The 20438-nt window shown below is 43.6% G+C and carries 21 protein-coding genes and 1 riboswitch; of the genes, 20 read left to right on the top strand and 1 reads right to left on the bottom strand.

Features of this window, described 5'->3' with window-relative positions; genetic code table 11:
• Positions 1-64: 64 nt before the first annotated feature.
• The 17 genes from AC58U0_RS29290 (at position 65) to AC58U0_RS29210 (ending at position 17409) form a co-directional block, all read left to right on the top strand.
• Positions 65-799 (top strand): class I SAM-dependent methyltransferase, encoded by a 735-nt coding sequence (locus AC58U0_RS29290; protein WP_497382366.1) that lies wholly within the window; start codon positions 65-67, stop codon positions 797-799.
• Between the two features lie 355 nt (positions 800-1154).
• A complete protein-coding gene (locus AC58U0_RS29285) occupies positions 1155-1967 on the top strand; it encodes an alpha/beta fold hydrolase (RefSeq protein ID WP_497382365.1) in 813 nt (270 codons plus the stop codon).
• A gap of 108 nt (positions 1968-2075) precedes the next feature.
• Positions 2076-2510 (top strand): YciI family protein, encoded by a 435-nt coding sequence (locus AC58U0_RS29280; protein WP_497382364.1) that lies wholly within the window; start codon positions 2076-2078, stop codon positions 2508-2510.
• Positions 2507-3772 (top strand): RNA polymerase sigma factor, encoded by a 1266-nt coding sequence (locus AC58U0_RS29275; RefSeq protein WP_497382363.1) that lies wholly within the window; start codon positions 2507-2509, stop codon positions 3770-3772. Before AC58U0_RS29280 ends, AC58U0_RS29275 begins: the two co-directional genes overlap by 4 nt.
• A 123-nt stretch (positions 3773-3895) precedes the next feature.
• A complete protein-coding gene (locus AC58U0_RS29270) occupies positions 3896-4321 on the top strand; it encodes a YciI family protein (RefSeq protein ID WP_497382467.1) in 426 nt (141 codons plus the stop codon).
• Positions 4322-4354: 33 nt separating this feature from the next.
• Positions 4355-4696 carry a DUF1801 domain-containing protein gene (locus tag AC58U0_RS29265; RefSeq protein WP_497382362.1) on the top strand — a complete coding sequence of 114 codons (342 nt, stop codon included), beginning with the start codon at positions 4355-4357 and terminating at the stop codon, positions 4694-4696.
• Between the two features lie 241 nt (positions 4697-4937).
• Entirely contained in the window at positions 4938-6677 is a 1740-nt protein-coding gene (locus AC58U0_RS29260; protein ID WP_497382361.1) for a sensor histidine kinase, read from the top strand.
• A complete protein-coding gene (locus tag AC58U0_RS29255) occupies positions 6677-8299 on the top strand; it encodes a response regulator (protein WP_497382360.1) in 1623 nt (540 codons plus the stop codon). Before AC58U0_RS29260 ends, AC58U0_RS29255 begins: the two co-directional genes overlap by 1 nt.
• Before the next feature lie 85 nt (positions 8300-8384).
• Positions 8385-10625, top strand: coding sequence for an FAD-dependent oxidoreductase (locus AC58U0_RS29250; RefSeq protein ID WP_497382359.1), 2241 nt, complete (start codon positions 8385-8387; stop codon positions 10623-10625).
• A 305-nt stretch (positions 10626-10930) separates the two neighbouring features.
• Positions 10931-11089 carry a XapX domain-containing protein gene (locus AC58U0_RS29245; protein WP_057302270.1) on the top strand — a complete coding sequence of 53 codons (159 nt, stop codon included), beginning with the start codon at positions 10931-10933 and terminating at the stop codon, positions 11087-11089.
• Between the two features lie 243 nt (positions 11090-11332).
• Positions 11333-11764: an FMN-binding protein gene (locus tag AC58U0_RS29240; RefSeq protein ID WP_497382358.1), complete on the top strand. Its 432-nt coding sequence runs from the start codon at positions 11333-11335 to the stop codon at positions 11762-11764.
• Positions 11765-11775: 11 nt separating this feature from the next.
• Entirely contained in the window at positions 11776-12657 is an 882-nt protein-coding gene (locus AC58U0_RS29235) for an FAD:protein FMN transferase (protein WP_497382357.1), read from the top strand.
• Position 12658: 1 nt separating this feature from the next.
• Positions 12659-13453, top strand: a complete 795-nt coding sequence (locus tag AC58U0_RS29230; protein ID WP_497382356.1) for an RnfABCDGE type electron transport complex subunit D — start codon at positions 12659-12661, stop codon at positions 13451-13453.
• Between the two features lie 110 nt (positions 13454-13563).
• A riboswitch (cyclic di-AMP (ydaO/yuaA leader) is annotated at positions 13564-13696 on the top strand.
• Positions 13697-13701: 5 nt separating this feature from the next.
• Positions 13702-14352, top strand: a complete 651-nt coding sequence (locus tag AC58U0_RS29225) for a CAP domain-containing protein (protein ID WP_497382355.1) — start codon at positions 13702-13704, stop codon at positions 14350-14352.
• A gap of 330 nt (positions 14353-14682) precedes the next feature.
• Positions 14683-15027, top strand: coding sequence for a YheC/YheD family protein (locus AC58U0_RS29220; protein ID WP_497382354.1), 345 nt, complete (start codon positions 14683-14685; stop codon positions 15025-15027).
• Between the two features lie 269 nt (positions 15028-15296).
• Positions 15297-16712 carry a glycoside hydrolase family 18 protein gene (locus tag AC58U0_RS29215; RefSeq protein WP_497382353.1) on the top strand — a complete coding sequence of 472 codons (1416 nt, stop codon included), beginning with the start codon at positions 15297-15299 and terminating at the stop codon, positions 16710-16712.
• A gap of 172 nt (positions 16713-16884) precedes the next feature.
• Positions 16885-17409: an LURP-one-related/scramblase family protein gene (locus AC58U0_RS29210; RefSeq protein WP_497382352.1), complete on the top strand. Its 525-nt coding sequence runs from the start codon at positions 16885-16887 to the stop codon at positions 17407-17409.
• A gap of 183 nt (positions 17410-17592) precedes the next feature.
• On the opposite strand, the gene AC58U0_RS29205 is transcribed toward AC58U0_RS29210, so the two are convergent.
• The gene (locus AC58U0_RS29205) at positions 17593-18594 is read right to left on the bottom strand and encodes an oxidoreductase (RefSeq protein WP_497382351.1); all 1002 of its coding nucleotides are present in this window, start codon (positions 18592-18594) and stop codon (positions 17593-17595) included.
• A gap of 152 nt (positions 18595-18746) precedes the next feature.
• Between AC58U0_RS29205 and AC58U0_RS29200 the strand changes: the two genes are divergently transcribed.
• From AC58U0_RS29200 to AC58U0_RS29190, 3 genes are all read left to right on the top strand, one after another.
• Complete coding sequence (locus tag AC58U0_RS29200) at positions 18747-19184, top strand: Lrp/AsnC family transcriptional regulator (protein ID WP_497382350.1); 438 nt, start codon at positions 18747-18749, stop codon at positions 19182-19184.
• Positions 19185-19256: 72 nt separating this feature from the next.
• Entirely contained in the window at positions 19257-19712 is a 456-nt protein-coding gene (locus tag AC58U0_RS29195) for a GNAT family N-acetyltransferase (RefSeq protein WP_497382349.1), read from the top strand.
• A gap of 17 nt (positions 19713-19729) precedes the next feature.
• On the top strand, positions 19730-20236 hold the full coding sequence (locus AC58U0_RS29190; protein ID WP_497382348.1) for a DUF402 domain-containing protein: 507 nt from the start codon (positions 19730-19732) through the stop codon (positions 20234-20236).
• Positions 20237-20438: the final 202 nt, after the last annotated feature.

The following is a 20438-nucleotide window of genomic DNA, read 5'->3' as shown; positions in this document are numbered from 1 at the left end:
GAACAATATACTTATCTTTTGGCAGGGTGAGAATATAAGTTCAAGTTAGGAGTCTTGGGTTAATATGAAACAGAATAAATATGATGATCTCGGATTCTTCGAAAAATACAGTGAGATGCCTCGCTCGATTGGTGGACTAAATGCTGCCGGGGAGTGGCCCGTACTTCGTGCAATGCTTCCCGCGCTTCGAGATAAAAGAGTTCTTGATCTTGGATGCGGCTTTGGTTGGCATTGCCAATATGCAAGAGAACAACAAGCCCGGTCAGTGGTTGGCGTAGATCTCTCTGAGAAAATGTTAGCGTATGCCAGAGAAAAAAACAATGATTCCACGATTGAGTATCGGAGGCTCGCAATTGAAGACATCAACTTTGAAGCAGGGGAGTTTGACGTTGTGATCAGCTCGCTTGCTCTTCATTATGTGGAGCACTTCGAAATCGTTTGTCGTAACATACATCATTGTCTTGTATCAGGAGGATCGTTTATACTTTCGGTAGAACATCCGATCTTTACTGCACTCGCTGCACAAGACTGGTATTATGGTTCGGGGGGCGAGCGATTGCACTGGCCTGTCGACGACTATCAGAATGAAGGTCTACGGCAGGCGAGATTTCTGGACAATGATGTTGTCAAATATCATCGAACTATCGCTACCTATGTTAATGCGTTAATAGATTCTGGCTTTACTATTATGAAACTCTCCGAACCTCAACCAACGCAAGAAACTTTGGATAAGTATCCAGAAATGAAAGACGAAACCCGTCGCCCCATTTTCCTCTTGATCGCAGCGGTCAAGAATTAAACGTATCAGTTAGTATAACTAGAACGACGGAATACGAGTGCATCAAAACAACAGGCTGCCGGCATTATTGGCAGCCTGTTGTGTTATCGGATAGACTTGTCGATTTTCTATGCTAAAAACGAGCGGATTCGACTGGGGAGTGATTAAGCTGCGTCAGGTTAAATGGGACACGGATCAATATATTGAAATTTTTATTTGAAGTTGTGTCGATTTTGTCGTCAACGGTTCGTCGTCTTTATAGAGGCTCGGATATCCAGTAAAAAGAGGAATCCGATCTAGTCCCAAAACAAACTAGAAATAAAGTTGAGCGTGACAGCACGACTGAACGTAAAACAACAAAAAAAGGAGACATACAATGTATTCAATAATATCAAGAGACGGTACCAAGATCGTTTATGACAAAGTGGGTCAAGGGCCAGCACTCATTCTGGTAGCAGGTGCGTTCAGCTACCGAAAATTTCCGGGGCTGGTGCAGCTGGCAAATCTGATGTCAGAGCACTTCACGGTCTACAACTACGACCGCCGCGGTCGCGGCGATAGCGAAGACACACAGCCTTTTGACATAGCGCGCGAGTTTGAAGATCTTCAGGCATTGATTGATGAAGCTGGCGGCTCGGCATGTGTTTGGGGATTGTCATCCGGGGCGGTTCTTGCCCTGCAGGCAGCAGCAAGAGGGGTAAACATCACGAAACTGGCTCTGCATGAACCTCCATTTATAGTCAATGCTGCCGATCGAATGCCGCCGAAAAATTTCGTAATGCACGTTACTGAGCTTATTTCCGCTAATCGCCGGGCAGAGGCAATCAAGTACTTTATGACCAAGGGCATGGGGGCTCCTTCATTCGTTGTCAGCTTGATGCGCATGATGCCAGGTGTGTGGTCTAGGCTCATGGCCGTTGCACACACACTCCCCTATGATGCGGCTTTGTTGGATGGATATATAGACGGAAAGTCGTTGCCTACCAAATTGTGGAGCACAGTCACGATCCCAACGCTGGTACTCGAAGGTACAGAGAGCCCGGTTGCGTTGCGTCACGGTGCACAGGCACTAGCCAACGTGCTGCCCAATGCGCAACTGCTGAGTAAAAAGGGACTAGGCCATACCAAGAAACTTGATACAAAAATGATTTCATCGGAGCTTACAGCATTCTTTATGGGCATTCTTTAGTTTTAAAGCGTGAGTATCCCCAAAGCGTCAAACTATGGGCTGCAGGAATACTACATCCTGCCGCCGAAAAAATAACGAAGCTACACTAAAAATAGGAGGTAATCACATATGAGATTTATGATGATAGTTAAAGCTACAACAGATTCTGAGGCGGGGACTATGCCCAGCCAGGAGCTTATTGATGCCATGCAAAAGTATAACGAGGAATTGGTGAAAGCTGGTGTTTTGCTTGCTGCCGATGGATTGCAACCCAGTTCAAGCGGAATCCGGATATCTTATCCGGAGCCTGGAGGCAAACCAAAGGTTATTGATGGTCCATTCACGGAAGCGAAAGAAATGATCGCGGGATATACGCTGATCGAAGTCAAATCCAGGGAAGAAGCTATAGAATGGGCTCTACGCATGCCGGATCCCCACGGATATGGACAAGGCGAGATTGAGCTCAGACAGGTATTTGAGTTTGAGGAGTTAACGAGCGATACCAAATCGCAGGAGAAAGAAGCGCTCCTTCGCAAACTGGCTCAGGAGCAGAAGAAAGCGTGACATTGTCTATTACACAGCGGACTATTGATGCAATATGGCGAATTGAATCAGCAAAGCTAATCGCGGGATTAACGCGAATGGTACAGGATGTGGGTCTCGCAGAGGATCTTGCCCAGGATGCATTGGTGATTGCCCTTGAAAGATGGCCGGAAATCGGAATTCCAGACAATCCTGGAGCCTGGCTGATGACGACGGCTAAGCGGCGCGCGATCGATTATATGCGCAGGACTAAATTGCGTGATCAGAAATACGTAGAGATTGCCAACGGTATGGATTTGTATACAGAGGAAGACATGGATCGTATTTTGGATGGGGAGATCGGTGACGATCTCCTTCGTCTGATCTTTATGACCTGTCATCCGGTGTTATCACAGGATGCGAGAGTTGCCCTAACACTGCGCCTGTTATCCGGGCTTACCACTGATGAAATCGCACGTTCTTTCCTTGCTGCCGAATCTACGATTGCCCAGCGGATTGTCCGGGCCAAGAGAACGCTCAGCGCCGAAAAAGTTCCTTTTGAGGTGCCTGTAGGAGAAGAACTCAAAGAACGTCTGTATACAGTGCTCGAGGTCATTTATCTTATGTTCAATGAAGGTTATTCGGCGACCTCCGGTGATCACTGGATACGTCCTCTGCTATGTCAGGAGGCGCTTAGACTGGGGCGCGTACTTGCCGAAATCGCACCTCATGAACCGGAAGTTCACGGATTAGTTGGCTTAATGGAAATTCAATCCTCGCGGTTTAAAACCCGAGTTAGCTCAACAGGCGAACCCGTGCTTTTGATGGACCAGAACCGGGCGCATTGGGATCGCTTGCTAATCCGCCGTGGATTGGCAGCACTTGAGCGCAGCCAGAAGCTTGGACGCCCGCTCGGTCCATACTCGTTGCAGGCAGCAATTTCTGCTTGCCATGCACAGGCGCCTACCGCAGCTGAGACCGATTGGATCCGCATTGCAGCGCTTTATGAAGCGTTATCTAGGGTAACGCCATCACCGATCGTCGAGTTAAACCGGGCGGTCGCCATATCTATGGCGTTTGGTCCTGCCTTCGGGCTGCAGATTGTCGATGAGCTGTACGCCGAACCTTCACTCAAGGGATACCATCTGCTCCCAAGCGTTCGCGGTGATCTCCTAGTGAAGCTGGGGCGGTTCGATGAAGCTCGTACAGAATTTGAACGTGCGGTGTCGATGACCCAGAATGTCCGTGAGCAGGAGCTTTTAAAGAACCGAGCTGCTGACTGTGAGTTTGAAGCATCGAAATAAATTTTTTAGCCGCCTTGTCGATTACATAGTTTCCCGTTCGTTGTCATAGTAGGGGAAGGGTTACGGCAGCTAGCTGCTGCCTCAAGTCATCTTCCCACAAGGAGGGAAATGATCGTGCGATTTATGTTGATTTTCAAGGCGACAGGGTACTCGGAGGCGGGTGTAAAGATCTGCCGGGAACACAATGATGCTATGGTTGCATACAAGAAGTCTTTAGCCAAATCCGGTGCGCTCCTGGCTTCAGAAGAGCTTCAGCCTAGCTCCAGCGGGATCAGGATATTGTATCCACTACATGGCGGAGAGCCGGAAGTTAAGGCAGGCCCTTTTCCGGCAGATCAAATGCTTATTGCCGGATATACGCTGATCGATGTGAGTTCAGAAGATGAGGCTGCAGATATGGCGCTCCGGATGCCAATTCCAAGAGGAAACGGGGCATTCGAAATCGAGATGCGGGAGCTCAAAGAAAATATGGATTTTACGCGAGACCCAAGAATAATAGCCTTGGAAACCGATTTAGAGGACCAAATCAACATGTTGAAAAGAATATAATATACCATTACTTTCATAAAGGAGTGTATCAATATGAATCAGGAAGTAACCGATTTTATTGAAGCGTTAAAAGAACCATGGCAGGGGGAACAGTCCAAAAATCTTCGTGAAGTTGTCCACCAGGCTATACCGGATGTACATGAACGTATTCAGTATAAGAAGCCCCATTTTTTGAAAAACGGAAAATACGCTGCCGTCATCTCGACGTCGAAAGACGCGGTCAGCTTTACGATCTTTAATGCTGCCACGCTGGAGCTTCCAGAAGGCATGTTTGATGGTCCCCCGGAACGAAAAACACTGAAGCTGCGTAAAGGGGATTCATTTGATTCCGGGCAGCTGGTGTCATTGGTCAGTCAAGCTTCAGGCTCACTTTAATCGCTGTTCTTTTTTATTTGTTTAGGAAGACCGTTGCATGTTCCATGCAGTGGTCTTTTTTGTATTCAGATAAAGATCTTATAAGAAATTCTTAAAATATAAGAAATTTAACCTCGTTTGGCACGCTATGATAGGAACAATCGGAGGAATGTCTCCAAATGATATGAAAAAATTTATGTCCCTCTCTTTGTTGCACTATGCTATTCTTGTGATAAATACAGACTTAAAGGGAAGATGGCCCATGCGGAGAAGAATTAGCTTGCCTCTGAAATTATTTCTTATATGTTTTGCGTTTGTTTTAAGCTGCATTATTTTGATAAGCCAATTGTCCTACCGATATGTTCAAAAGGAAATAAGAACCAACGACGCCTATTACTCGAAACAAATTCTGGCTAAGGTAGACCAATATTTAACCGTTAACTTTTCATCGTTTCAGACGATTCTCTTCTCATTCGAAACATCGGTGAAAGCCAATATTAACAATAAAGAAGTGATCCAAAAACAATTAAGGGAGCTGTATGAGCTTAACAGCAATTATGTCAGTAACATTTATTTGATCAAGAATGATTTATCCATCATCGGCGGCAGCACGCCAACCCGAATTTTCGATGAACCGCTTCCTGATCGATTACCTCTGTTTGACGCGGCAGACAAGAATAGAGGGACAACAATTGTCAGTGAACCATATAAGTCCAAGTATTCCGGCTGGACGGTGACGATGGTCCGGTACTTGAACGGTTCGCCGTCTCCATTGGCAATTGCGGTAGATTTAGACCTTAACGCGATTGAGGACACACTATTCAAAATTAATAAACAAGAACATATGAATCTGGCGCTAATTACTGCTACTGGTAAAATCATTGCCGGGTTTTCTGAAAATATTGGCCCCCTGGATGTGCAAGACCACACTTTTTCAATCGGGGATACGTCGGGGGAACAAATTCTTGATGCCAACGGAACAAGCTTTCAATTGCATACCCGAGAAGGGGTGCCGGTATCCCTACTGAAACAGCCTACGGAGAAATTCAACTGGTTCATTATTTCGATTAATGATGAATCACGCATGGCGGCAGCTTTGACTCGACTAGAAACCTATTATATTTGGCTTCTTCTTGCCGGTCTCATATTAAGTCTTTTCATATCCTTTATTATTGCCAAATACATACGGACTCCGCTTTATTCGCTCAAATCGAAAATGAAACGGGTGGAACAAGGTGATCTAGCAACCACAATTTCCATTGATCGTAATGATGAATTTGGGGATCTTTCCAAAGCTTTCGACCGGATGCTGCAGCAAATTGGGGAGCTGATTCGACGGTCAGAGCTCCATAACGAGCTTGAACGTAAGCTGGAAATCCAAGTTCTGCAATCGCAGATTAACCCTCATTTTCTGTATAATACGCTCGGCTCTATCAGCAATGTGATACGTCTTGGGCAAATCGATAAAGTGGATGTGGTGATCGGGTCACTTATTTCTATATTGGAATACGGAATATCCGATGCTTCGGAGCAAGTTTCGCTGCGCCAAGAACTACAGAATGTATCGGATTACATCGAGATCCAGAACATACGTTATAATCGGAACTTCATGCTAATAGAGAAGATCGAAGCGGGTTTGTTGGATTTTCCAGTTTTTCGAATGCTCTTGCAGCCCATGGTCGAGAATAGTATCTTTCATGGTTATAATGGAGGGCAAATTGAAGGTTCCATCACTATTCAAGCGTATCGGGACGGAGATTTTGTTAGGGTAGAAGTCATTGATCATGGCGAGGGAATTTCGGCTAAACAAATAGCGTCTATTTTAAATGCCGAGTCGAGTGATTTGGAAGTAAAAAGGAAACGGATCGGGCTGAATAATATTCATGGCCGAATAAGGCTTCATTACGGTGGAGAGTATGGCCTACAAATCATCAGCATACCGAAGATGGAAACTTGTGTCCGCGCGATATTTCCAACAAGTATTTTGAAAGGAGATGCATGATGATGAGAACGTATACCTGCTTCATTGTTGACGATGAAGATCTGATTATTCAAAGATTAGAGCTGTTCTTTCGAGAGCTTACAAATAAGGATCAACGATTCCGTTTAGTGGGAAAAGCAAATAGCGGGTTGCAAGGAATGGAAGAGGCTCTGAGGCTTAAGCCTGATATCCTTATATCGGATATTGTCATGCCGAAAATGGATGGAATTTCCATGATTGAGCAGCTGAAACCACAGCTTCCCCATACGCAATATATCCTTTTGACAGCTTATTCTTCTTTCGAATATGCACAGAGAGCTATTCATGCCAACATATTGGAGTACATTGTTAAAGTTCCTTTGAGGGAAGCAGATGTTGAGCGGGCACTGGATAAAGCAGCCGGGGTTCTGGATGAGATGAAGAAAAAGGAAGAGGAATTTCAATCTTTACATGTTTCCGTCCTAGAAAATAAATACAGAGCACGCAAGCAATTTTTTAATGAGCTGATCCGTGGTGAGATTCCATCTCATCGGGCATCAGATTTTGCAAATCGCATGCAATTTCATTTTTTTCAATCCTATTACTGCTGTTTTATTGTTGAAATGAACCATTATGAAAGCTTTCGGCATGAATATTCGGCAGCTGACCAGAGCATTTTGAAATATGCGATTGCCAATGTGATTGAAGAAACCGTGATGAGTTTTGGCATGGGTGTAGCTACAGATTTATATGATAATCAATTTATTGGTTTTCTTTCTTGGGAAAATAATCGCAGTGATATGGATACGGAAGATGCTTGCCAGACGCTGGGCAGCCAGATTGTGGCCAATTTAAATCAATATTTGAATCAAACGGTATCCGTAGCTTTTGGCGGGACGCACCGTGGCTGGGAATCTATCAAAAAAGCATACACGGAAGCCGCAAATGTGAGTAAGGACTTGTATTATTCGACTGTGAAAATAGTCAAAACGCCTGCGCACCGTTTCCAATATCACGACGAGAAAAAGGTGGAAATTCAGCAAAAGCTAACTGAGTTCCTTGTATGGATGCAAAGGGAAGTTACCAAGGAAGAACTCGAGCAGAAAATTTCATCTTTATACGAATTTGTTGCAGCCAACAGAATTCATAAGGCCATCATGGCACCTTTGCTGCGTGAATTGTACAGGGATATTGCAGCGAAATTTAAATCAGGAAGCGCATTAACGGTAGAATTAGAAGAGTTCCCTATCCATTTCATGACATTCAGGGAGCAGCTCACTTATATTTGCGACTTCGCTTTCGAATATTTACAGGCTGGAAAACCTCTTCATCGTGTAGAAATCATGAGAGCCATGCGGTTTATCGAGCAAAATCTGAAGCAACGATTAACGTTGGAAGCCATTGCGGAAGATGTGAATTTGGCTCCATCATATTTCAGCAGTCTATTTAAAAAAACAATGAACGAAGGCGTGATCAGTTACATCAATCGGAAAAAAATTCAACTCTCTCTTGAGCTGTTAAAGGTTAAGGATTATTCCATTTTGGAATTGTGCGAGGAAGTAGGGATTGTGAATGAAGGTTACTTTTGTAAACTTTTCAAAGAACATACGGGGGATACGCCAAAGCAATATCGCATAAAAATGACCCGGTATGAATTGAAATGAAGCAGCAAAAAATCGTATGAATTTTTCTCGAAATGTTGTAAAAAACCGGATATGAAATGAACTACCATGATAGGAGTATCTAATCATGGAGGTTATCAAAATGGAGATTATCAAATCGGATGTAACCGTTGTAGGCGGGGGAATTGCTGGTGTTTGCGCTGCCATTGCTGCCGCTCGGCATGGGTTGCAAGTTTCACTCATCAATGATCGGCCTGTTCTTGGCGGGAATGCTAGCAGCGAGGTTAGGGTACATATCAACGGATCGGCTTATCTCGGAAACAGTCCATCTTATTATGCACGCGAAGGCGGTCTTGTGGATGAACTTAAGCTGAAGATTTTCCATTATAACCCTTTATATAACAAGAAGCTGATGTTTTCGATTTCGGATATGGCCTTGCTGGATATGGTCTATGGAGAGCCTAACATTTCACTCTTTCTGAATACATGCGTGCATGAAACGGGGATGGAGAACGGCAGAATCAAATGGGTGGATGGTCTGCAATTGGCTTCTGAAAGAAAATTTCGCTTTGAAAGCCCAACCTATATCGATTGTTCTGGTGACGGGGTAGTCGGTTATCAAGCAGGCGCTCTCTTCAGATGGGGGAGAGAAGCGAAGCACGAATTCAATGAAGATTTGGCTCCTGAAGTGGCGGACCATTACACCATGGGAGATACGATTCTTTTTCAAGCTCGTGATGTGGGGTATCCTGTTCCGTTTAAGAGACCTGAGTTTGCCTACGATATTACGAAATTAAGCTTCTTCGATAGTATTAGGAAGGGGTTAAACCATCGAGCTATTCCCAGGAAAATCAATGGATTAGGCGGTTTGTGGTGGCTGGAATACGGCGGTCATTTGGATATTATTAAAAACAATGAAGATATCGCGTTGGAGCTTCGGAAATTGGTTTACGGGATTTGGGATTATATCAAAAATAGCGGCCAATTCGACGATGTGGATCAACTGATCTTGGATTATGTATGCCCAATTCCGGGGAAACGGGAGTCGAGACGTTTTATCGGGGATTATATGTTGTCGCAGAACGATCTCACATCAAAGCCTCATTTCGAAGATGCTGTATCCGTTGGTGGGTGGTACATGGACTTGCACGCCGCTAAAGGCATTTATGATGATGGACCGGCTACAGCGTGGAATTTTGTGCCTGGCTTGTACAACATTCCTTTTCGCAGTTTGTACTCCGGAAATATCCCCAATTTGATGTTTGCTGGCCGGAATATCAGTGCTACTCATGTCGCTTTCGGATCAACTAGGGTAATGGCTACGTGCGGATGCATGGGACAGGCGGTTGGAACGGCTGCTTCTTTATGCGTTAAATACGGCGTGGACCCGGCTGCTATAGGAGAAGATTATATCAGAGAGCTGCAAACACTGTTACTTCGAGACGGACAAACGATTGTAGGGCTTAAAGAAGAAGTGAACCCTTACTTCACTGACGGGTTAAGCGTTCGGGCATCGTCCCAGCGGGCCTTTGACAATGAGCATGCAACAGAAGCCATTCCTCTGGATAAAGGATTGTGTTTGGTTGTACCGATTCAAACGGACACTGGTGAAAGTGTACGGATTAAAGTCAAGAACGATTCCGAACGGTTGGAAACCTTGAGAATCAAGCTATTTGACGGGGAATGGAAGGAAAACTATATTCCTGTTAATGAGCTGAGTGGTTACAGCGTGGATATCCTGGCTGGTTATGACGATTGGATTACGTTGGATTTGGGTTGCAAGAAGCCTGCGGATAATAAAATTTACATTGTGTTAGAAGCTTCTGAGAGCCTTGCCGTGTACGGTAATGAAGAGAAAATCACAGGTGCAGTCAGCTTCCATTATAGACCGGAAGTACCCTCTAAATTGAAGAAGTTCAATAAGAGCATTTGCTTTAAGGAACTGCAACCTGCTCAAAACATGTTTGAACCTATGAACGTCATCAACGGTTATTCCAGACCCTATGGCTTGCCAAATGGATGGATTTCTGAACGAACAGAAGGACATGAATGGTTGGAATTTACTTTTGCTGCACCTAAAGATTTGGAGGAAATCCAACTTGTTTTCAATTCCGAACTGGATTTGGAGCATTTCGATGATCCGATTAGACCTCTGATTAAGGACTACGCTATTACTTTAATCTTTGGAGACGGAACCGAGAGGGAAATTAAGATCAGTGGGAATTATCTCACATTGAATAAACATAAGGTGAATGCGAAAGGCGTAGCCCAAATCCGGTTTGATTTCATAGCTACTTATGGTTCGCCTTACTTTGAAGTGTTTGCCATCAAATTGTTCGCACCTAATGGCATAGAGGTGAAGCGGTGATGGAGGAATGTTTCCTATGTGAAGGGCTTCTTAATGTTTTTCATATGCTTGAAAATGGTGAAGAAGTGACGGTAGTTTACTTGGGAGGCAGCATTACCCGATTCCTGTTTCGATTATTGTAATAATTGTCAGCCCTTTGAAGCAAATTATTGAGAACGGTCCTACATGTGGTTAAACACTATGTCAGTATGACAAAAGGTCCTCAGCCTGTGCGATCGCAGTCAACATCGAAAGCAACAAGTAATATGCTAAGCAATTAAGCCATCGAAATTAAGGATGCAGTCAAACATTGAGGTGTCTAAAGTATGAAGGAGCTTCTGTTGTCATTAGGAGCAGGTTTAATTATTGGCGTTCTATTCAAGGTGCTAAAGCTGCCTTTGCCCGCACCGCCTGTACTTTCAGGTATTTTAGGAATAGTAGGTATTTATGCAGGCGGCAAGATAATGGAATTGTTTCTAAAATAGGAAGCAGGACGAATTAGAAAAAGGAGGAGTTTTGTCGTTAAACGTTGAATAAAGAGCTGCCAAAATCGATTAACTCCGCTAACAAGCGGACGTGTTACTCTCATCCCTTTTTGGGGATGGGAGTTTTTTAGTTCTCCAAGCTAACAATAACACCGAATACTTTCAGTTAATCTTAAGAAAATTTTAATGGTTGCTCCATATAATGAAACTATCGATGAAACATGATATATGGGAGGGATTCACATGGCAAAAATGAACAAAAAGTGGGTCGCTCTGTGTTCAACAGCTATTGGAGCTATTTATGCCGCCGGATATTTCGCAACGGAAACTCAGGCAACGATTCAGCAACCACTACAACAACAACAACAAGTCCAAGTTACACAAACTAAAAGCAATCAAATAAATAGACTTTATAAAGAGGGTACCTATACGGGGACAGGAAGCAATCGACGTGGATCAATTCAGGTGGCTGTCACCATTAAAAGCGATAAAATTACTGATGTTGAAATCAGCCATTTTGCCATGCATTATACAATTGATGATGTTGTAGGGCTGCCTCAAGAAGTGGTACAAAAACAAAGTGCGCAGGTACGGAATGTATCGGGCGCAACGTACAGCGCACAAGCATTTAAAGATGCCGTACAAGATGCGCTTTCTCAGGCGCGAAACTCATAATGGACAAAATCATGAAAAAAACGAAATTATTTATGGATACCGTTGTAGATATACAGGTCGTCACTCGGAAATCAAAGGATCAGACAGAAACAGCCATTGATCGGGCTTTTGAGGCATTTCGGAAAGTCGAACAAGCTTGCAGCCGTTTCAGTCTAGATAGTGAATTGATGGGGGCATGTCGAGTCATAAAAACTCCCGTTCGGATAAGTCCGTTTTTATTTGAGCCTTTGAAGTTTGGTTTGGAAGTGGCGAAATGGACGAATGGGATATTTGATCCTGCGGTGGGAAAAGCGATGGAAGAACTGGGATTCAATCAGCATTATTTAACTGGGGAAACCATTCAAAGCTCCTCAGTGGGTTCCGCTTCCTATCGGGATATCATCTTAAATGAGCAGGATCGTACATTGTATTTGCGGAAGCCGATGGTGATTGATTTAGGTGCCGTGGCTAAAGGATTCGCAATCGACTTGGCCGCAAACGAGTTGAAAGGTTTTGAAGGATTTGTCGTCAATGCTGGCGGTGACCTCTATGCTGGGGGAGTAGACGAATACGGCAGCAAGTGGAGAATTGGCATTCAGCATCCCGAGTACAAAGAACAAATCATTCAAACGGTTGAAATATCGAATGAGGCGGTCTGTACCTCTGGAAGTTACGAGCGCAAGAGCGAATTAAAAGCCGGTATGCATCATATCATCGACCCCAAAACGAAACAATCACCGGACGAATGGGTCAGCTGCAGCGTCATCGCCCCTTTCGCTATGATGGCGGACGCCTTCTCGACGGCCTTCTTCTTATTGGGGTTGGACCGCGGGAGAACGTTAATAGAACAAGTTGATCTCAAGGGAATCTTGATATCATCCGATTTACTAATATATAGAGTAGGGGGTACATAAATTGACAGTTAACCAATGGATTAAAACGCCAAAGGGATATGTCATAGTTTCCTTGGTTGCCTTTCTATTAATAGCCTCCATATGGTCACTAGATATTAGAGGCATTTATAATAGTATCATTGCCGTCGTTGCTTCTTCAGCCGTGGATACTCTTTGTTCCCGTATTGCCAAAAGGAAGCGAATGATGCCGGATGGTGCGGTAATAACCGGGTTAATCATAGCTTTAATCTTAAGCACAACTTCCTCATGGTATATTGTTGCTGCAACTTCCATTATGGCTATTTTGTCGAAACATTTATTTGTCTATAAGAAAAAACCAATCTTCAATCCAGCGGCATTCGGACTGCTGCTATCCATCCTTTTCTTTCGAACAGGACAAAGCTGGTGGGGCGCATTCGGGGATCTTCCCACATGGACAGTTGTGTTTCTTTTGATTGGCGGATACATGGTGACGAACCGAGTAAACAAATTTCATCAAGTTTTTTCATTTCTAGGAACTTATTTCATCTTATTATTGATTATGGGGATTATTGATGTCGGAGACGCCACTGACGCACTTCGATCGCCTTTTATTAATGCATCCCTTTTCTTTGCTCTTTTTATGCTTACAGATCCGCCTACTTCACCGGCAAAAAATAAGGATCAAGTCATTTTTGGCATCCTTAGCGCGATCGTGGGTGCAGTTATTTATAGCATTTTTGGAGGTTTGATGTACTTATTTATAGGATTGCTTATCGGGAACTTATATCATTTACTTGTACCGAAGCTTAGGAATACCACTGGATATATTAATTGAATGAGGGGATTATTTACATGCGAACAAACGTAATGGATGCTCTTGGAAAATTTTGAGTCATGTTCTCCATGATTTCACATGATACAATTTGTAAGATCCTGTGGATCAAATAACTCAGAAGGCCGAAGCTTCCAGCAAGCACGGGGGAACCATTATTTGGGGTGAAGCCGCTATCTGCGGCCGGGTGATTACTCTTTGATCCGAATCCGACAGCTAACCTCGCAGGCCGCAAAAAGGAGAGGTTTATTTTGAAACGTTACAAAAAGCTCGTAGTTACCGGCGCAATAGGATTGAGCATTCTCGCAGGATCGAGCGCGGCAATGGCCGCACCAGCAACTCACACAGTATCAGGTAATGATACCATGTGGTTAATATCCCAGAAGTATGGTATAAGCCTATCTTCGCTTATTAAGGCAAACCCTCAGGTTGCCAATCCGAACGTGATTTGGTCAGGTATGAGCCTCAACATCCCTGGAAGCACGAGTACAAATGCAGGTACAAAAACGACAGTTACGACTGCGCCATCCCAATCAGCATTTGCTAGCCAAGTGGTTAACTTAGTTAACCAAGAACGAGCTAAGGCAGGACTTCGTCCATTAACTAGCAACAGCTCACTTACAGCCATGGCTTTGGACAAAGCGAAGGATATGTACAACAACGGCTATTTCGATCATACCTCGCCGACCTACGGGTCTCCTTTTGATATGATGAGCACATATGGCATTCGCTATTCCTACGCAGGTGAAAACATTGCGAAAGGTCAACAAACGCCTGAAGCTGTCATGAAAGCATGGATGAACAGCACAGGTCATCGTCAAAACATTCTTAGCCCCAACTTCACCCAAATCGGTGTTGCGTTCTATAACGGCGAATGGGTACAGGAATTCATTAGTAACTAAAGCAGCGTATGTCTGCAGAATATTTCAAGAGAAACCAGCAACCTTGTGTTTGCTGGTTTTTTTGTTTTTAAATTAACGGATGTTCTGATTTCCAAGGCAGGTTCACACGTCTGGTGTTGTAATAATTGAAAGATTACGGGGTTGTTTTGTTATGAAAAGAGCAAAAGGTGAGCCGTATTGTTCCTGGTTATCTCAAGAAATTGATGTTCTAAATTGTATACATAACACTAAGGAAGTACGATCAATATCAGTTTTACTCCGCTGAAGTCGTATCCATCCTGTGATCAGCATAATATGCTGTCTAATAAACGCTGGAAAAGGATTGATGGCATGCAATCTAAGTTAGCCCGGCTGGCTAAGTGGAACCTTCATCGCTTTTACTCGAGGTATCCTGAAATTGCTAAATACCTACCACCAACAATGATTTTCAACCTTTCTACATTTTCTGTTTTTTTGAAAAAGTATAACTCGGTATATATCAAAGCTAATACGCAGCATACAGGAAAGGGCATTATTAAAGCCTGGCGCGCGGCTAAACATTACAAGTTTGTTAGAGTAAGAGGAAAAGCAAATCATGCATCAACACCCTCTGAGTTATATCAGAAAATCCTTAATTCAGGCTCTAAAACAACATATATCATTCAATTATCAAAGAATCCGTTTTTTGTTCGCTGATTATAGAAAACACAATAAACGACTGATATAGAAAAGGGCCTTTCTACTAAATCGTAGGAAGGCCTTTCTATATCAGTCATCATTTAATGACATCGGACAGTATTCTGTTGATAAAGATTATAGATACGCTGGTCACCTTTGCGACGGAATACCTTTGTACCGAAATAGAGTGGATTTGATTCCATTAAATTGGGTATTCGCCCAAATCACTAGAGACATTAGCGGAATAAAGTACAGATAGAAGTTTAAGGCGAGAGCGAGGTATAAAAGTGCAAATTCATGTGGTGCAAAGAGGAGAGAATCTATGGCTGATTTCAGGTCGTTATGGTGTGAATGCCAATCGGATTATCGCCGTCAATGAACTCCGAGAACCCAATCGTTTAGTCATCGGTCAGGCATTAGTCATCCCAGCTCCTTATCCCGAATATGTGGTTAGATTAGGAGACACGCTTGGGACGATTGCCGGGCGTTTCGGCATCACAATAGAGGCTATTGCTCGGGCAAATTTAATAAGCGATGTCACACAAATCAGGCCGGATCAATCATTAATTATTCCGGTTTTGTATCATACCGTGCGGAAGGGTGAGTCACTTTGGGAGATCGCTCATCGATACGGCGTTACTATGCAAGCCATTGCACAAGCTAATGAGATTACAAATCCTGCGCTTATTTTCCCGGGTCATAACTTGAAAATCCCAGAAAAGCAGAGGCAGATTATCGATGTCAATGGTTATACCAATGTTTTTGGAAAGGTGGCTGCCGGGCAAGTTCGGAAGGATGGGATGCATCTAACGTACTTATGCCCTTTTGGTTATCGAATGAAGGACGATGGAACCCTTGAGCCCGCTGATGATCAGCAGCTCATCGCAGCTGCCTATGAGAAACATGTCGTACCGGTCATGTCAATCACTAATTTCTCAGCAACAGAAGTCGGATCGAAGCTGGCACACACCATTTTATCCAGTCCCGAATTGCAGAATAAGCTAGTGACCAACATCTTAACGATTATGGAAAACAAGGGCTATCGTGGTTTAAATGTTGATTTTGAGAACGTATATCCTAGCGACCGTGAGTTATATAATCAATTTCTTCGACTTGCTGTCCGCAGGCTGCATGATAAAGGTTTTTTTGTATCTTCCGCCCTTGCCCCGAAAACCAGTTCAGAGCAAAAGGGTTTGCTCTACGAAGCTCACGATTATGCTGCCCATGGAGACATTGTCGACTTCGTCGTACTCATGACGTATGAGTGGGGATACAGATTCGGTCCTCCTCAATCCATATCCCCCATCAACGAAATACGACGCGTTCTTGACTATGCGGTCACTGTGATTCCTAGAAATAAAATATTTATGGGCTTTCAGTTATACGCACGTGATTGGCTCCTTCCTCATGTGAAAGGACAACAGGCAGAGACATTTGATATGCAAGAAGCCATTCGTCGAGCCATTCAACATGGGGCGGAGATCAAGTATGATCAGCTGTCCCAAACGCCAAACTATCGCTATATAGATGAAAATCAACATACACATGAAGTCTGGTTCGAAGATGCAAGAAGTGCCCAGGCCAAATTCGATCTGGTCAAGGAATATAACTTGAGAGGGGTCAGTTATTGGGTACTTGGTTATCCGTTTCCGCAAAATTGGGTATTGCTCGAAGATAATTTTCAAATACGTAAACTCATATAACAAATACGAATAATAATACTTAACCATGCTGCGTTCACTCACATTGGGTGAATGCTTATTTTATTTAGGGGGGATGACTTTACAAAAGCGATATTCAAGGAAAAAATACACATATAAGAAGATAAACTTATTTCTTGTTCACTCCGTCTAAATTTAAAACGTAACAATCGGTGTGAGTAGTGGGGAGGCGAGTGTACTGAATCTATACTTTCGGGATAATTTTTTTAATAGCGGTGTTACGGAGATTCTGGACGAACAGGAAAAAAAAGTCGGGCATCTAGATTTGAAGAGCTCTTTTGGCTCTGCGATCGATGTGTATGGGCAGAATGGCCAGCTGTTGTGCAAAGGAAGTTTTCCAATCTTCTCAGGCAAATGGGAGGTTACGGGTGCCAATGGGGAGCAATTAGGCGTGTTGAGAAGCAGATTTGCGTTTTTAACCAAGAAATTCACCTATGAAACCGAAACACGAGGTAGCTACGAGATTATATCCCCAGTATTTTCAAAGGAATATGAGATATCCGATGAATCCGGCGCGTTTGTTGCCCGTTTTGAACAAGTAAACGGCTGGTTTTCTTCAGGTGCTTTTCTTCTGAACAATCAATGCGACTTTTTGGATACTTACGAACTTGTAGCGGTAATCATGGGAATGCATGCAATACAGAAAAGGCAGAACGCTGCGGCAAACGACGCAACTTAATGAATGAAGAGCCAAATAGATGTTCAACGAATGTCCAACGATAATGTAGGAGCTTGCAAAGCAGCTCCTCTTTTCTATTAAAAGGACATGTTAAGAAAAGAAACCGCCCAAAGTTGGCGGTTTTAATATTTTCCCTCATAAAATAGTGCCTTTGTAACGACAGCGGCGGCTAGTCCAGGAGCTTCACTCCTTTCGACCAATCATTTTCTGCGCGAAATCGGGGTCCTCCAGCATCGGGCGCCCGATAGCTACAGCATCCGCCAGCCCGTCCCCGATGATCCGATTCGCAAAGCTGCGGGAATAGATTTTACCGACGGCGATGACAGGCACGTGTAGATGCTGTTTAAGGATGGCTGCGTCAGGCAGTTGGTAGCCTGGATGAGTATCCGTCGGCTGGATGGGCAGCAGCCCGCCAGATGATACATCAACCGCGTCCAAAAGACCGTCCGCTGCGATTGGTTTGAGCATCCGTGCAAGTTCCAGCGGATTGAGGCCTCCTTCGACGTAATCTGTCGAGGAGATCCGCACGATAACCGGATAATTACTGCCGGTTTCGGAGCGGATTGCGGCAAGTGTGTCTTGCAAAAACTTCGCCCTGCCGCGAGTCGAACCACCGTATGCGTCGCTGCGGTGATTAGATACCGGCGACATGAACTGGTGAATCAAAAATCCATGTGCCGCATGTACCTCAATTCCATCAAAACCTGCCTCGATGCTGCGTCGGGCCGCCAAACGATAATCCTCCATAAGGGCCTCAATTTCGGAGACCGACAATTGCGCAGGCACTCCGTATGAGTCGTCATAAGGAATTGCACTTGGCGCAATGAGCCGCTTCGTTACTTCCGGCGCCGACTTTCTTCCTCCGTGAGACAGTTGAACGAATATTGGTGTATGCTCGGTATGAACGGCATCGGTTACTCTTTTTAACGCATCGGTATGACGATCCGAATAAATACCGATGTCGTTAGGCACCAGTCTGCCGTTATCGGATACAGCCGTCGATTCCACTATCACTAATCCGACTGCATTCGCCCTTCTAGAGTAATGCTGAACATGATGTTCTGTCGCATAACCTTCCGGCGAGCCTTTGTATTGCTGCATAGGCGCCATGATTAACCGGTTACGAAGTTCGAAGCTGCCAATGGTTAGAGGGGTGTCGAGGGTAAGTGATTTTGTTGTGATCATTTGTTATCCACTCCTTTAAATTTAATTACAATGACATTGTATAAAGTTAGAGCTATAATTTACATATATAAATCATGTTATTAATCGCCGATGAACCTTCATATTAAAGTTAAAATTATGATTTCAGCATATAAAATAAAGGAGGACTCTCTATGGACGGAATCGACAGTAAAATACTATCGCTGCTGCATGAGAACGCGCGAATGCCTGTTGCCGAAATTGGCCGGTCGATCGCGATGACACAGCCGGCCGTTACGGAACGGATCCGCAAACTTGAGGAACAGGGGATCATCGCCGGTTACAAGGCAGTTCTCTCGCCTAAGAAACTAGGCAAAGACGTCACGGCGTTTGTGCTTTTCAAGACGAACAATTGTTTGGACTTCCAGGAATTCTGCACGCAATCCCCGGATGTCATCGAATTGTACCGCATCAGTGGGGAATATAATTTTATGATGAAAATAATTACCGAATCGATGGAATCTTTTACCGTTTTTCTTGATTCGTGTAACCCGCACGGTTTCTCTTCAACACTTATCGTGCTTTCGGCGGCGATTGAGAATAAGCGCCTGATCGCTGACACTGGCGAATAAGGGTAGATATTGTAGATGAATATTTTAAAACGTAATATAATGATTAAAAAATAGAGACTTGGAGTGATTTTAATGGATATTAAAATAGATGATTTAACTGGACCTGACGTGGTTGCATTAATAGGAGAACATCTTCAGGATATGGCATCGCTATCTCCGCCAGAAAGTACACATGCCCTAAATCTGGATAAATTGAAAAAACCGGAAATCACCTTCTGGAGCGGATGGGAACAAGATGAATTAGTTGGTTGTGGAGCAATCAAGGAACTTGATAGTCAACACGGCGAGATAAAATCAATGCGAACTTCTACATCACATCTAAGAAAAGGCGTTGCAAAGCGAATCCTTGAACACATCATTGAAGAAGCCAAGAGACGCGGGTATCAACGGGTAAGCTTGGAAACGGGCTCAATGGATGCTTTCGGACCAGCTAGAAGACTGTATGAAAGTTTTGGGTTTCAATACTGCAAGCCCTTTTCCGATTACATAGAAGACCCTTATAGTGTGTTTATGACAAAGGAATTATGAGTCTTAAGGATGATACAATGGCTAATCAAATAACAATTCAGGCTTTAAAATATGGAAATTTACTACATTATGAGTGGAACACAACTTTATTAGAAAAGACGGATTCACACATTTTTGTCCTAGGCGAGTACGGAAGAAAATTAAATCATTACACGAAGCAAAAGGTTTTTACCGTAGAAGCTTGGACAGTTGAATATTTCTCATTTAATTCATGGTTTACTGTTAGTGCTGACGTAGTTGGCGGCAAAATTCAACAATTTTATTGCAATATAAATCAGCCTGCGAAAATTGAAGGTAACATTGTTTCTTTTGTAGATTTAGACCTGGATTATGTACAAAGAAACGGTGAATGGAAGGTTGTTGACGAAGATGAGTTTGAGAGCAATGCAATAAAATTTGCTTATCCAGAAGCTCTAATTCATAAAGCTTGGCAAGAGTTACTGAGCTTAAAGGAACTTATTAGAATAAAAGCATTTCCTTTTGATGGATCGCTCGAAACGTTTATCGACTGTATCCCAAGATAAATTATGGAGGGTAATAATGAAAAATACACTTCTATGGGGTGGATGCTGTAATAACTATCATTATATATCTGATAAAGTGAGGAGCTGGCTGTGTGAACTGCACCCCAATTGTTAGACACAGTCTAACAATTGGAGGTGCAGTTTTTTTGGCTAAATACTCAACCGAGGAGAAACTAGAAGCAGTCCTGGCTTATCTAGAAGG

The organism is Paenibacillus sp. J31P190 (assembly GCF_059692075.1).
The sequence above is the reverse complement of the archived record's forward strand: the minus strand, read 5'-3'. Positions and strand labels throughout refer to the sequence as shown.

What these genes read in the sequence shown, in the direction of transcription:
- AC58U0_RS29195 (WP_497382349.1), top strand. Translation starts at nt 19,257, where the DNA reads ATGGATATTAAAATAGATGATTTAACTGGACCTGACGTGGTTGCATTA.
- AC58U0_RS29290 (WP_497382366.1), top strand. Translation starts at nt 65, where the DNA reads ATGAAACAGAATAAATATGATGATCTCGGATTCTTCGAAAAATACAGT.
- AC58U0_RS29250 (WP_497382359.1), top strand. Translation starts at nt 8,385, where the DNA reads ATGGAGGTTATCAAAATGGAGATTATCAAATCGGATGTAACCGTTGTA.
- AC58U0_RS29240 (WP_497382358.1), top strand. Translation starts at nt 11,333, where the DNA reads ATGGCAAAAATGAACAAAAAGTGGGTCGCTCTGTGTTCAACAGCTATT.
- AC58U0_RS29200 (WP_497382350.1), top strand. Translation starts at nt 18,747, where the DNA reads ATGGACGGAATCGACAGTAAAATACTATCGCTGCTGCATGAGAACGCG.
- AC58U0_RS29270 (WP_497382467.1), top strand. Translation starts at nt 3,896, where the DNA reads ATGTTGATTTTCAAGGCGACAGGGTACTCGGAGGCGGGTGTAAAGATC.
- AC58U0_RS29265 (WP_497382362.1), top strand. Translation starts at nt 4,355, where the DNA reads ATGAATCAGGAAGTAACCGATTTTATTGAAGCGTTAAAAGAACCATGG.
- AC58U0_RS29235 (WP_497382357.1), top strand. Translation starts at nt 11,776, where the DNA reads ATGAAAAAAACGAAATTATTTATGGATACCGTTGTAGATATACAGGTC.
- AC58U0_RS29190 (WP_497382348.1), top strand. Translation starts at nt 19,730, where the DNA reads ATGGCTAATCAAATAACAATTCAGGCTTTAAAATATGGAAATTTACTA.
- AC58U0_RS29255 (WP_497382360.1), top strand. Translation starts at nt 6,677, where the DNA reads ATGATGAGAACGTATACCTGCTTCATTGTTGACGATGAAGATCTGATT.
- AC58U0_RS29205 (WP_497382351.1), bottom strand. Translation starts at nt 18,594, where the DNA reads ATGATCACAACAAAATCACTTACCCTCGACACCCCTCTAACCATTGGC.
- AC58U0_RS29280 (WP_497382364.1), top strand. Translation starts at nt 2,076, where the DNA reads ATGAGATTTATGATGATAGTTAAAGCTACAACAGATTCTGAGGCGGGG.
- AC58U0_RS29260 (WP_497382361.1), top strand. Translation starts at nt 4,938, where the DNA reads ATGCGGAGAAGAATTAGCTTGCCTCTGAAATTATTTCTTATATGTTTT.
- AC58U0_RS29285 (WP_497382365.1), top strand. Translation starts at nt 1,155, where the DNA reads ATGTATTCAATAATATCAAGAGACGGTACCAAGATCGTTTATGACAAA.
- AC58U0_RS29220 (WP_497382354.1), top strand. Translation starts at nt 14,683, where the DNA reads ATGCAATCTAAGTTAGCCCGGCTGGCTAAGTGGAACCTTCATCGCTTT.
- AC58U0_RS29245 (WP_057302270.1), top strand. Translation starts at nt 10,931, where the DNA reads ATGAAGGAGCTTCTGTTGTCATTAGGAGCAGGTTTAATTATTGGCGTT.